10 protein-coding genes are annotated in these 12945 nt (G+C 71.5%); 4 read left to right on the top strand and 6 right to left on the bottom strand.

The annotated features are described in order from the left end of the window. Positions 1-168: 168 nt before the first annotated feature. The 3 genes from FFT21_RS16540 to FFT21_RS16530 all read right to left on the bottom strand — a co-directional run bounded on the left by FFT21_RS16540 (position 169) and on the right by FFT21_RS16530 (position 4214). Complete coding sequence (locus FFT21_RS16540) at positions 169-648, bottom strand: VOC family protein (protein WP_137814783.1); 480 nt, start codon at positions 646-648, stop codon at positions 169-171. 84 nt (positions 649-732) lie between these two features. After that, complete coding sequence (locus FFT21_RS16535; RefSeq protein ID WP_137814782.1) at positions 733-2175, bottom strand: acyl-CoA carboxylase subunit beta; 1443 nt, start codon at positions 2173-2175, stop codon at positions 733-735. Between the two features lie 197 nt (positions 2176-2372). After that, entirely contained in the window at positions 2373-4214 is a 1842-nt protein-coding gene (locus FFT21_RS16530) for a multicopper oxidase family protein (RefSeq protein WP_137814781.1), read from the bottom strand. A 101-nt stretch (positions 4215-4315) separates the two neighbouring features. Here FFT21_RS16530 and FFT21_RS16525 point away from each other — a divergent pair, with 101 nt between their 5' ends. Further along, positions 4316-5737: a CoA transferase gene (locus tag FFT21_RS16525; RefSeq protein ID WP_225978473.1), complete on the top strand. Its 1422-nt coding sequence runs from the start codon at positions 4316-4318 to the stop codon at positions 5735-5737. Positions 5738-5836: 99 nt separating this feature from the next. Here FFT21_RS16525 and FFT21_RS16520 read toward each other — a convergent pair whose 3' ends face one another. From FFT21_RS16520 to FFT21_RS16510, 3 genes are all read right to left on the bottom strand, one after another. Next, entirely contained in the window at positions 5837-6013 is a 177-nt protein-coding gene (locus tag FFT21_RS16520) for a DUF397 domain-containing protein (protein WP_137814780.1), read from the bottom strand. Beyond that, on the bottom strand, positions 6010-6852 hold the full coding sequence (locus FFT21_RS16515) for a helix-turn-helix domain-containing protein (RefSeq protein ID WP_192909577.1): 843 nt from the start codon (positions 6850-6852) through the stop codon (positions 6010-6012). Before FFT21_RS16515 ends, FFT21_RS16520 begins: the two co-directional genes overlap by 4 nt. A 550-nt stretch (positions 6853-7402) precedes the next feature. Then, positions 7403-8635: a cytochrome P450 family protein gene (locus tag FFT21_RS16510; RefSeq protein WP_137814778.1), complete on the bottom strand. Its 1233-nt coding sequence runs from the start codon at positions 8633-8635 to the stop codon at positions 7403-7405. Positions 8636-8946: 311 nt separating this feature from the next. On the opposite strand from FFT21_RS16510, the gene FFT21_RS16505 reads away from it, so the two are divergent. The 3 genes from FFT21_RS16505 to FFT21_RS16500 form a co-directional block, all read left to right on the top strand. Further along, positions 8947-11220, top strand: coding sequence for a penicillin-binding protein (locus FFT21_RS16505; protein ID WP_137814777.1), 2274 nt, complete (start codon positions 8947-8949; stop codon positions 11218-11220). 453 nt (positions 11221-11673) lie between these two features. After that, positions 11674-11823, top strand: coding sequence for a hypothetical protein (locus FFT21_RS29175; RefSeq protein ID WP_192909576.1), 150 nt, complete (start codon positions 11674-11676; stop codon positions 11821-11823). A gap of 180 nt (positions 11824-12003) precedes the next feature. After that, on the top strand, positions 12004-12945 hold a 942-nt coding region (locus FFT21_RS16500), incomplete at its 3' end, for an ABC transporter ATP-binding protein (RefSeq protein ID WP_225978472.1).

Raw genomic sequence — 12945 nt, 5'->3', positions numbered from 1 at the left:
AACCAGTGATAATCCCGTTCTTCCGTTGTCGCGGGACTGTTCGGCTTGGTCCGGAATGCTCCGGTCGTCGGGAATCACCCGCGGCCGCCGAGCGAAGCCCCGGCGGCTGCCGGCAGGGCGCCGGCTAGCCGGGGCTTCTCGGCCATGCGGCCACCAGACGGAGATCGGCTATTCGCCGGCGTAGGCCCTCTCCAGGGCGGCGATGTCGAACTTGCTCATCGAGAGCATCGCCCGGGTGGTGCGGGCTGCCTTCTCCGGGTCCGGGTCGCTGATCATGTCGATCAGCACGGTCGGGACGACCTGCCAGGACAGCCCGAACTTGTCCTTCAGCCAGCCGCACGGGCCCTCCTGCCCACCCTCGGACAGCCGGCTCCAGTAGTAGTCCACCTCGTCCTGGTCCGCGCACGGGATCTGGAACGAGATGGCCTCGTCGAAGGTGAACTGCGGACCGCCGTTCAGGCCGACGAACTTCTGGCCGTTGATCTCGAACTCGACCACCATCACCGAGCCGGCCGGTCCGGGGCCCGCCTCGGTGTAGCGGCCGACCCGGAGGATCTTGGAGTCGGGGAAGATGCTGGTGTAGTGGTTCGCCGCCGCCTCGGCCTGCCCGTCGAACCACAGGCAGGTGGTGAGCGCCTTGTCGGTCATGGCTTCTCCTCACGCGTAGGCCGTCCATCCTCCCGTACCGACCGTCCGCGCGCCGGAAACTCATCGGAGGCCCGCCGACCCCGGCTACAGCGGGATGTTGCCGTGCGCGCCGCGGCCCTGCGGGGCGCCGGCGAGCGCCCGGGCGAGCGCCGCGCGCGTGTGCGTCGGGTCGACGACCTGGTCGACCACGCCGATGGCGACGGCCCGGCGCACGCCGCCGGCGAGCCGCTCGTGCTCGTCGGCCAGCCGCGCGTGCAGTGCCTCGCGCTCCTCCTCGGGCGCGGCGGCCAACCGCCTGCGGTGCAGGATGCCGACGGCCGCGCGGGCTCCCATCACCGCGATCTCCGCCTGCGGCCAGGCGAACACCGCCGTGGCGCCGAGCGCCCGGGAGTTCATCGCGACATAGGCGCCGCCGTAGGCCTTGCGGGTGATCAGCGTGACCCGCGGGACGACCGCCTCGGAGAACGCGTACAGCAGTTTCGCGCCGCGCCGGACCACGCCGCCCCATTCCTGGCCGACGCCGGGGAGGTAGCCCGGAACGTCGACCACGACGACCAGCGGCACGCCGAACCCGTCGCACATGCGCACGAACCGCGCCGCCTTCTCCGCGGACAGCGAGTCCAGGCAACCGCCCCGGCGCAACGGGTTGTTGGCCACCACGCCGACCGCGCGACCGCCGAGCCGGCCCAACCCCACCACGATGTTGGCCGCCCACCGGGCCTGGAACTCCTCGAACGTCGACCGGCCCGAGGGCTCCGTGTCGAGCAGGGCGCGGAGCAGGGGTTTGACGTCGTAGGCGCGGTTCGGCCGGTCGGGCAGGAAGCGGCGCAGGTCCCGGGGTTCCCGCAACGGCGCCATGTCGAAGATCCCCGGGCGGGCGAGCAGCCCGGTGAGGCGGCGCGCGCGGTGGTACGCGTCCGGCTCGGAGTCGGCGAGCAGGTGCACCACCCCGGACCTGCGGCCGTGCGCGTCCGCCCCGCCGAGCCCCTCCTGGTCGATCTGCTCGCCGGTGACCGCGCGCACCACGTCCGGTCCGGTGACGAACACCCGGCCGGCCGGCGCCATGATCACCACATCGGTGAGCGCCGGCCCGTAGGCGGCGCCGCCGGCGGCCGGGCCGACCACCACGGAGATCTGCGGCACCCGGCCGGACGCCCGGATCATGGCCGCGAACACCTGCCCGACCCCGTCCAGCGACTCGACGCCCTCGGCCAGCCGCGCGCCGCCGCAGTGCCATATCCCGATCACCGGGCAGCGCTCGTGTACCGCGGTGTCGATGGCCGCGACGATGTGCCGGCAGCCGTCCGCACCCATGGCGCCGCCCATCGTGGTGGCGTCCGTGCAGAAGGCGACGACCCGGGCGCCGTCGATTCGTCCGCGTGCCGCGAGCACTCCCGAGGAGTCCGCCGGAGCCAGCGGGACAACCGAGTCCTGGTCCATCAGTTGCGCGATTCGGCTCGCCGGATCTCGGTGGTCGATCGGCCGCGGCGTCAACTCGTCAAGGACGTGCGTGGCCAGTGTGGTCATCGTCAATTCCCCAGTGGACTTCGGCAGGAGTCTTGGGGGCGAACATACCGGAATGCGCGGGACTTTCGCGCATTTTGTGATTTCATATAGGTGCGCCGATGCCGCTGGCCTGTTTCTGACGATACCGGTACTGGTCGGGCATATGGCGGTGGCCGCCACCGCAGCGGGTGGCGGCCACCGCATTCCGGAACGGACTGTCAGTGCCGGTGCCCGGTGCCGCCGTGGCGGACGTGGAACTTCGACACCGGTGCCGGCATGACCACGAACGGCCGCATCATGCCCTCGTCCTCGTGGTCGAGGATGTGGCAGTGGTACATGAACTCGCCGGTGGCACCGGCGAACCGGCCGGCCACGCTGACCCAGTCCCCGGCGGCCACCCGGAACACGTCCTTCCAGCCCTTCTCGTTCTCGTCCAGCCCGCGGTCGCCGCGCACCCGCAGCGGGTTGCCGGCCGTGGTGCCGCCCACGGTCGCGTCGAACTCGGGGATGCCGCCGTCCGCCGCGGCGACGGTCCTGCGGGACAGCGCCTGGAACTCGGCCAGGTGAATGTGCATCGGGTGGGTCGGGCCGCCGAGGTGGATGAGGTTCCACACGGCCCAGCGGTCGTGGTCGATGAAGACGTTGACCGTGTCGTCGAACAGGTCGGCGACCCGCTGGAAGGTCCGGACCTCGCCGGTGCCCGGGTCGGTGACCTGGATGACGCCGGCCGCCGGCAGCGGCGGGATCTGCGCCGCGTCGGTGATCTCGGCCAGCTCCCACAGTTGCGGGTGGGCCTCGCCCGCCGTTCCCGGCGGTACGAGGGCCACCCACACGTGGTCGTGGTCCTCCGGCACCGTGGTGCCGTGCTCCAGCCGCACGTAGGAGGGGGAGATCGTGGCCGGCGGCGTGAACCGGTCGTGCTCCGCGGTGCCGTCCACCCGGAACTCCATCAGGTCGGGTTCGGTGACCGGCTGCCCGGCCGCCTCCTTCGGCACGCTCGTGTCGGTGAGCCGCAGCCGCTGGCCACCGAACCGGCCGAAGTCGACCAGCAGATCCGCCCGCTCGGCCGGCGCCAGGGTCAGCCCGGCGGCCGGTAGCGGGGTGGGCACCGGCAGCAGGCCACCGTCGGTGCCGATCTGCCGGACGGCGTCGTTGCGGGTCACGCCGGCCTCGTCGACCAGGTTCAGCGTGTAGAACCGCGAGTTGGCCGCGTTGAGCAGCCGGAACCGGTACCAGCGCGGCTCGACCTCCAGGTACGGCCAGATGGTCCCGTTGACGAGGTTGAACGGCCCGGTGAACGGAATCTGCGCGCCGGAGGGCACGTAGGCCACCTTGTAGAGCAGTTGCCCGGTGAGCGCGCCGCCGGGGTCGGTGTCCAGGTTGCGGTCCGCGATGATCAGCGGGATCTCCCGGTCACCGTGCGGCAGGTCGTGCGCGGCCTCCTCGCCGTCGCGGATCAGGTACATTCCGGACAGTCCGGTGTGGACGTTGAACCGGGTGACGGCCATCGCGTGGTCGTGGTACCAGAGCGTGGTGGACGGCTGCGCGTTCGGGTACTCGGCGAGCTGCGAGGCGCCGCGCAGCACGGCGTTGTGCGCCCAGCCGTCGTTGCCGCCACCGGTTCGCGCGCCGTGCAGGTGCACGACCTGCCATGCGGGCACGTCGGTGACACCATCGATGATCGACACACCGTCCGGCAGCGACCCGTCGGGGTTGCGGTAGCCGGGAGTGTTCCCCGGGCGGGTCGCGATCGGCGCCTGCACCGCCACCAGCGGCAGCGTGCCCTCGATGTCGTTGGTCCACGACACCCGAAGCCGCTGCCCGCTCTTGACCTCGATGGTCGGGCCGGGGAAGTGGCCGTCGTAGGCCCACACCGTGGTCGGCGGTAGCTGCGAGTGCAGCGCGACCGCCGTGGCTCTCGAGGTGATCGTGATCTCGTCGTGGTGCCACCACGAGTGCGGCCGCAGCACCGGCGGAACGCGGAGCGGGTCGACGAACTTGGTGAGCCCGAAGGTCCGACCTGTCGCCGCCAGAGTGGGATTCTCGATGGTGTTCGTCAACGCGACTGCCCCCTTGTCTGTGTCGGGTCCGCGAATCGGCGGTCGCCGTGCGCGCACCCGGATGTCAAGGAGGCCGCCCACCCGGCCGGGGATACATCCCGGTGGCTGGCGGGTGGTGGGTGGCCGTCGCGGCCGGCGATGATGGCCGGGTGGACGACCTGCTCGACGGTGTACTGGCCGACCTCGGCATCGCGGCTGCCGGGGAGCTGGAGGTGACCGGCGATCCGCGCCCGGCGGCGCTGGCCGCGCCGCTGGCGGTGGCCGACTGCGCGGTGGCTTCGGTGGCGGCGTGCCTGGTGGCGGCGGCCGACCTGGCGCTGGCGCGGACCGGGCGGTGGCCGGCGGTCGCGCTGGACACCGGCCACGTGGCGGCGGCGGTGCGCGGTGAGGCGTTGCTGCGCGATCCCGCCGGCCGCGCCGTGGCCGGCTTCGCCGCGCTGTCCCGGTTGTGGCCGGCCGCGGACGGCTGGGTTCGGACGCACGCCAACTATCCGTGGCACCGGGAGGCGCTGCTCGCCGCGTTCGGTGTGCCGGACGGACCGGACACCGAGGTGGCTGGCCCGCTGGCGGAGGCGATCGCCGGGCGGCCGGCGCGGCACGTGGAGCGCCGGGTGGACGAATCCGGTGGCCTGGCCGTCGCGGCGCGCACCGAGGCGGAGTGGCGGGCCGGCGACACCGGCCGGGCGGTGGCGGCCACGCCGCTGGTGACCGGCGAACCGCTGGGCACCGCGGCACCACTGGGCCGGGCGGCGGCCGGCGCGCTGCCGGCGTCCAGGCTGCGGATACTCGACCTGACCCGGGTGATCGCCGGACCGGTCGGCACCCGGATGCTTGGCGCGCTGGGCGCCGACGTGCTCCGCGTCGACCACCCGCACCGGCCGGAACTGCCGCTGCACACCGTGGACGGGGTGGTCGGCAAGGCCAGCGCCGTCGTCGACGCCGGCACCGAGGACGGCCGGCGGACCCTGCACGCCCTGCTGGACGAGGCCGACGTGCTGGTCACCGGATACCGGCCGGGGGCGCTGCGCCGCCTCGGCCTGGACCCGGACCAGGTGGCGGAGCGCCACCCGGGCACCGTCGTGGTCACGCTGTCCGCGTGGGGCACCACCGGGCCGTGGGGCGGCCGGCGGGGTTTCGACAGCCTGGTGCAGATCGCCACCGGCATCGGCTGGGCCACCAGCCGGGACGGCGCGCGCCCCGGCGCGCTGCCCTGCCAGTTGCTCGACCACGCCACCGGCTACCTGGTCGCCGCCGGCGCGCTGGCCGCGCTGGCCAGGCGGGCCCGCACCGGGGAGACCACGCACGTGCGGCTGTCCCTGGCCCGCACCGCGCAGTGGCTGCTCGACCAGGGCACCCGGGCCGGCGACGGGCCACCCGGCGCGGATGACGGCGACGCCTACCGGGTGCCGCTGGGCGACGGCTGGACCGGCATCGCCCCGCCCGGCCGGCTGGACGGCCGGCCGCTCACCTGGCCGCACCTGCCGCCCCGGTACGGGCAGGCCCGGCCCGCGTTCGCGACCTGAAGCGCCACCATAGGTGGTCGACGCCCCGTCGCATGCTGGTACCGGCGATCCGACCACAGTGGACCGCCGCGTCGGACCGGGGAGACCGTGACCAGGTGGTCACCGGTCGAGCCGGCCCGACTTCACCGCCCGCACCAAGGCCAACACGTCGACCCGCAGCACCGGCCCGTCCGGGTTCTTGGAGTCACGAATCCCGTCGAGGTGACGGGACACCTCCACGCACGACGCGCCGGTCTGGCTCCGGCTGGACTTCCGCCACGCGCGTCCGACTGTCATCTCGCGTCCTCTCCATCCTGCCGAGAATTATGGACGATGTAGGCGATCGACTCCTCCGCGGTCAGCGCCACCTCACAGACCCGCTCCGCGGCGCGCTGGTACTCGGTGACGACCGCCGCGTCGGAAACCAGGAGCGACTGCGTTCGGCCCTCCAGGTGCACCATCGGCCTGGAGCGTTCCGCGTCGACGATGACGAACGGACCGTCCAGCGCCGGATGCCAGTCGGTGCGGAACGGGAGGATCCGCAGCTCCACCTTGGGATGGCGGGCGCTGGCGATCAGATAACGAAGCTGGTCCCGCAGCACGTCGGGCCCGCCGACCTGCTGGTAAAGGGCGGCCTCGCCGATCAGGGCGAGGTAGGCGGTGAGTTCCGGCCGTTTGAGCACGGCACGGAGCCCGACGCGGATGGCGGTGCGGGCGGCGCTCTCGTCCGGCGGAAGGCCGTCGGCCATGACCGCCCGGATGTAGCCGTCGGTCTGCAGCAACCCGGGAACCAGCAGCGGCTCCACCTGGACGATCCTCGTGGCCTTCTCGACCAGGTCGACGTACGCGGTCAACTGCTGGCGTTGGGCGGCCACGGTGGTGGCAACCCAACTGGGCTCGCCGTTGTCGTACGCGAGCGCGATGATCTCGTCGTAGCGCTCGCCGTTGACGCCGAGCACGGTGAGAAGCTGTGCCACCTGGTCGGGCCGCGGCGTCCGCTCGGCGGTTTCCCACCGGGAGATCACACCGTGGTCGCGGTTCAGCTTGGCGCCGAGTTCGCGGCGGGTCAGCTTTTTGTCCTCGCGTGCCTGACGCAGTGCCCGCCCGAGAGCGCGTGCCTTCGGAGTCCCTGCCATGCCCGTCTCCGTTGTTGTCGTGGTCAGCATAGGGCAGCGAGATCACCTGATGCGCCCACGATCACAGCGTTGCCGCTCCGACCGGATGGGCGCATCGTTCCCGCTGTCGTCGCACCACGACAGGCACCAGGAACCACCCCGCTGGGAGGCGTATTGATGACAGGCAACGGCATCATGCCAGAGCCGGCGATCACCGTGTTGCGTTGCCTCGTGCGAAGCGCCGATGACGTCTGAGCGCGCGGTCCTGGCGGTGTTCCTCCGCGAGGCCGAGTGGTTGTTAGCCGATGCGGCACACCGCATACCGCAGGGAACGTTCGCCCTTGACGAGCGCCACGCTCTCGCCGACGTACTTGACCGGCTTGCCGCCGCGCTACGCCGCCCCTCCGCTCACGACGCCCACCGGCCTCCCAACCACAGAGGACCAGTGGAGTCGCCACCCCGGTGACGCCCCTCGATGCCCACTCGCCGAAGGTGTGAGCCACCCCCGGAGTCGTCCGCGGGGTGCCGGCCGCGTCGCCACCAGGACGAGGCGGCCGGCGCCGAAAACCGTTCAGGCGGCCGCGCGCAGGGTGACCGGGAGTACGCGGTGGCCGTTGGAGATGAACGAGTCGATGTGGCTCAACTCGGCCTCGGGCACGGCGAGGGCCATGTCCGGGAAGCGGTCGAACAGCGCGGGCAGCGCGACCGCGGCCTCCAGCCGGGCCAGCGGGGCGCCGAGGCAGTAGTGCGCGCCGTGGCCGAAGGAGAGGTGGTTCTTGTTGGCCCGGGTGAGGTCGAACGTGTCGGCGTCGGCGCCGTGCAGGTCGGGGTCGCGGCCGGCGGCGGCGTAGCCGGCGAGGATGGCCTCGCCCTTGCCGATCCGGAACCCGTCGATCTCGATGTCCTCGACGGCGTAGCGCAGCGGCAGGTGCGCGACCGGCGCCTGCCAGCGCAGCGCCTCCTCGATCACGTCGTCCCAGGACACCCGGCCGGTGCGGACCAGGTCAAGCTGGTCGGGGTGGGTGAGCAGCGCGGTGATGGCCTGGTCGAGCAGGTTCACCGTGGTCTCGTGGCCGGCGGAGATGAGCAGGATGAGGGTGTCCACCATCTCCGACTCGGTCAGCCGGGAGCCGTCGTCGGCGTCCCGTGCGGCGATCAGGTCGCTGGTCATGTCGTCACCCGGCGCGGCCCGCTTGGTGGCGACCAGGTTGTCCAGGATGGCGTACATCTCGACCTGGTTGGCTTGCGCCTCCTCGGGGGTGATCGTGGTGTTGAACACCACGTCGACGGTGCGGCGCAGGCCGGGCCGCGCGTCGTCGGGAATGCCGAGAAGCTGGCAGATCACCTCGATGGGCAGCGGGTAGGCGAAACCCTCCCGCAGGTCGACCGGACCCTCCGGGGCGGCGGCCAGCGCGTCGAGCAGATCCGCGGTGATCCGCTCGACCTGCGGCCGCAGCGCGGCGACCCGGCGCGCGGTGAACGCGCTGGACACCAGCCCGCGTAACCGCCGGTGCTCGGCGCCGTAGGCGGTGAACATGTTCTGCACCGACACCCACAGGTGCAGCGGCCACTCCTCGTTGACCTCGCCGTTGATCAGTTGCGGCCAGTGCTGCCGGGCGTCCTTGGAGACCCGGGGATCGCTGAGCAGCCGGCGCAGCAGGTCGTAGCTGGTCACTGACCAGGCCACCACACCGCCGGGTAACTCCACCTGGGTGACCGCGCTCCGGGCGCGGATTCTCGCGTTCTCGCCGTGGATGTCGCGGCCGGTCGGGTCGATGACCAGCGGGCGGGACGAGTCTGTCATCAGCGTGATCCTCCGGGTTCGTGCCCGTCCAGCCGCCGGTGTCGGTCGCGGGCGCCGGGTTGCCGGTCGGACAGTACGGCCAGGAAGGCGTCGACCGTCAGAGCCAAAAGGGCGGCCGTCGCCACGACGGAGCGTGATCATCAACACCGCCACCACCTGTCCGGGGGAACAGTCTGATCGCCGCCACCCGTTCGGGTGCGATCAACCGGCGGTGGTCGCGACTTTCCGCGAACGTATGCGGTGTCGCAGGCGGATCGGGTGACGCGAAGACGTGGGGGGCGTGCGCTGTGCGTCGGCAGCTTCGTGTGCTGATGGGGTTGTGTGCGCTGGCCGGGGTGCTAGTCGCGGGCGTGATGTTCCCGGTCGCCGGTGGGCTGGGCGTGCTTGCTGGCCGGATCAGCACCTCGGTGGCCACCCTGTCCAGCCAGTTGGCCAACGTGCCGCCGCCGCTGATGACCACGCTGACCGACGCCGACGGCCGCCCGGTCGCCACGCTGTACGAGCAGTTCCGGATACCCACCACCTGGAACCAGATCTCCACCACGATGAAAGCGGCCATCGTCGCCATCGAGGACCGGGGGTTCTTCTCCGAGCCGCCCCTGAACGCCCGGGGGATGCTGCGCGCGGCGGTGAACAACGCCACCGGTGGCGCCCGCCAGGGTGGCTCGACGATCACCCAGCAGTACGTGAAGAACTACCTGATCAACGTGGTGGACCGGCACGACCGGCTGGCGCAGATGCGGGATCAGGACCCCACGTTGCTGCGCAAGCTGAAGGAGGCCAAGCTCGCGGCGAACGTCGCGCAGACCCGGAGCAAGGAGGACATCCTCACCGGCTACCTCAACGTGGTGTCCTTCGGCAACCAGACCTTCGGGGTGGGCGCCGCGGCGCGCTACTACTTCAACACCACGGCGGACCGGCTCACCGTCGAGCAGGCGGCGCTGCTCGCCGGGATGGTGGAGAACCCGAACTACGAGAACCCGTACCGGTTCCCGGACCATGCGTTGCAGCGCCGCAACCTGGTGATCGACGCGATGCTGGACACGCACGCCATCACCGCCCGGCAGGCGGCCGAGGCGAAGGCGAAGCCACTGGGCATCGTCACGCCCCGGCCGCCGCTGCCGCCGAACAGTTGCTACGCGGCGGCGCCGGAGTCCGGGTTCTTCTGCGACTACGTGGTCAGCTACCTGCAACAGGCCGGTATGACCCGAGAGCAGTTGGCCTCCGGCGGCTACACCATCCGCACCACGATGGACTCGCGGATCAGCGCGCTCGCCAAGCAGGCGGCGAACCACCGGGTGCCCACCAACCAACCCGGCGTCGCCAACCCGTTCGTCATCGTCAAACCCGGGCCGGACGGCCACCGGGTGCTGGCGCTGGTGTCCAACCGGGACTACGGCACCGACGCGCACGCCGGGCAGACCAGCTTCAACCAGGCCGCCGACGTCAGCGTGCCGTTCGGCGCCGGATCGGTGTTCAAGATCTTCACCGCCGCGGCCGCGCTGGAGCAGGGCAAGGCCGGCCTGAACACACCCCTGCCCAACCCGTTCGCGCAGTGCTTCCCGCAGCCCCGCGGCGCCCCCTGCGCGGTGATCCACAACGCCGGCCCGGCCTACCCCAACCCGATCAGCCTGCAGCAGGCGCTCGCCACCTCGCCGAACGTCGCGTTCACCGACCTCGAACTGCGCGCCGGGCTGCCCAGCGTGCTGGAGATGGCGTCCCGGCTGGGGCTGCGGCACACCATGCGGTCGAACATGTTCGGGCAGAACCCCGGCCCCGCGCCGAAGGGCGCCACCAACACCGCCGCGTACACCGAGCCGCAGAGCGTCTACAACCTGAACAACATCGTCTTCACCCTGGGCTTCAGCCCGTTCAGCCCGCTGGAGTTGGCCAACGTCGCGGCGACCGTGGCCGACCACGGCCGGTGGTGCCCGCCGAACCCGATCCTGTCCATGACCGACCGTGACGGCCGGCCGGTGCCGCTGCCGGAGTCACCCTGCGAGCAGGTGGTCGCCCCGGCGCTGGCCGACGCGCTCATGCACGGCCTCAGTGACGACATCACCGGCGCCGGTACCTCCGCGGCGGCCGCGTCGGCCGCCGGGTGGAAACGACCCACCGCCGCCAAGACCGGCACCACGGAGAACAACGAGTCGGTGGCGTTCCTCGGCATCACCGACGGCTACGCCGCGGTGTCCGCCGTGTACGCCGACGGCGACCATCCCGGCACCATCTGCGCCACCAACCCGCCGGTGATCGGCGCGGGGTGCGCCGGCGCGTTCGGTGGCATCATCGCCGCGCCGACCTTCTTCGAGGCCTTCAACGAGATCCTCAAGGGCCAGCCCGACCTGCCGATTCCCGCCCCCGACCCGAGCTACCTGGAGGCGGCGAACCACGGCCCGATCGTGCCCTACACCGTGGGCAGGCCCGTGGGGCAGGCCGAGGACGCGCTGACCCGGGCCGGCTACCCGGTCCACGTGCAACGCGTCCGCTCCGACCGCGCGGTGGGCACGGTCGCCGGCCAGACGCCGCAGGGCAACGTGCCGCGCGGCCAGCCGGTGACGCTGTACGTCTCCACCGTCACCTGACGCCGCTCGCACCCCGACCGGGCGCCCGAACCTTCAGGGCGCCCGGTCGGCATGTGCGCACCCGCACCTGGGCACGGACGGTCGAATCGGGTGAGGCGAATGGGCCGGGTCCGCGAAGTCTCATACTTTCTGGGTGAAATCTGATCGAGAACCGGGTCCGGGCACCGTCTGAATGATGTTGCCTCCCCGTCTTCCGGTGTCTGGTCCAGCCCGTCAGCGAGTCGGCGCGGGCGACGTTTTCGCAGCTCATCAGCCATCGGATTGGTTGCTACCCGAATATCGCAGTTATCTGGTGGCGACGAATAGATAGGGGAGTGTTTCCGTTCCCGGCGGTCCGCGAAGTCGTGCCGTTTTTCCTTGACAGCCCTTTTGGTCTGGGTAACGTGGTTGGCGTCCGTACAGGGCAGTAATTGCACCTTTAGGGACTGAGGGGATCGAATCATGATTGGAAAGATGTTCACTCCGGGCCGTGCCGTCCACCAGCAGTGGGGCTGGGGCGGCGGCTGGGGCTGGGGCTCCGGCTGGGGCTGGGGCGGTTGGTGGGGCGGCTGGTGGGGTCGCCGCCGCCACCACCGCTGCGGCTGGGGCTGGGGCTGGTGGTGACCTAGCGGCCCACCACACGGCCCGTTGAGGGACGGCGGTCCGCGGCCCGGGCAGGGCCCGGACCGCCGTCCGCCGCGTCTACCGGAAGCGAGTGCCATGTTGAGGAAACGACTTCGCGCGTCGTCCGGGTCACCGGCCGCGCGACCCGAGGGACTGGTGGAGGCGGCGCCACAGGTTCTTGTGCGGCAGGCGTTCCGGCGGTTCTGGCCGGACACCCGCCCGATCCGCCCCTGGTTGTGGGGCAGCCTGGTCCTGCTCGTGTTGGGGCCGGGCCTGGAGACGGTGGCGATCTGGCTGTTCAAGGTGCTCATCGACGACGTCCTCACGCCGAGGAACTTCCACCTGCTGCTCGTGATCGCGGGCGTGTTCCTCGGGGTCACCGTCCTCATGGGACTCGTCGGGTTCGCCGACCACTACCTGTCCGACTGGATGGGCGAGCGGTTCGCGATGGACCTGCGCACCCGGGTGTTCGGCCACCTGCAGACGCTGTCCGTGGCGTTCTTCGAGCGCCGCCGGCTCGGCGACGTGCTGGCCCGGCTCACCGGGGACATCGCCGCGATCGAGAGCCTCGTGCTCAGCGGGGTGGCCGCCATCCTCGCCAACGCCTTCAAGATCGTGTTCTTCACCGCGGCGCTGTTCTACATCCGCTGGGAGTTGGCCGTGGTGTCGCTGGTCGCGGTGCCCGCGTTCTGGCTGCTGGCCAGGCACTTCGCCCGGTTGATCAAGGACGCCAGCCGGGAGGCCAGGCGGCGCAACGGGACGATCACCACCGTCGCCGAGGAGAGCCTGGGCAACATCGCCCTGGTGCAGGCCTACAACCAGCAGGACGCAGAGACCCAACGCTTCCACCGGGAGAACCTGGGCAGCTTCGCCGCGGAGATGCGCTCCACCCGGCTGCGCGCCCTGTTCGTCCCGCTGGTCGACCTGCTCGAGATGGCCGGCGTGCTGCTGGTGATCGGGCTGGGCACCTGGGAGCTGGCCCGAGACGCGATCACCCTCGGCGGGCTGCTGGTGTTCCTGGTCTTCCTGCAGCAGCTCTACAGCCCGGTGCGGGCCTTCGGGCAACTGTCCAACTCGATGTTCGCCGCCGCGGCCAGCGCCGAGCGGGTGATCGAGCTGCTG

This window comes from Gandjariella thermophila (assembly GCF_005405885.1).
GTDB classification, from domain to species: Bacteria; Actinomycetota; Actinomycetes; order Mycobacteriales; family Pseudonocardiaceae; genus Gandjariella; species Gandjariella thermophila.
The sequence above is the reverse complement of the archived record's forward strand: the minus strand, read 5'-3'. Positions and strand labels throughout refer to the sequence as shown.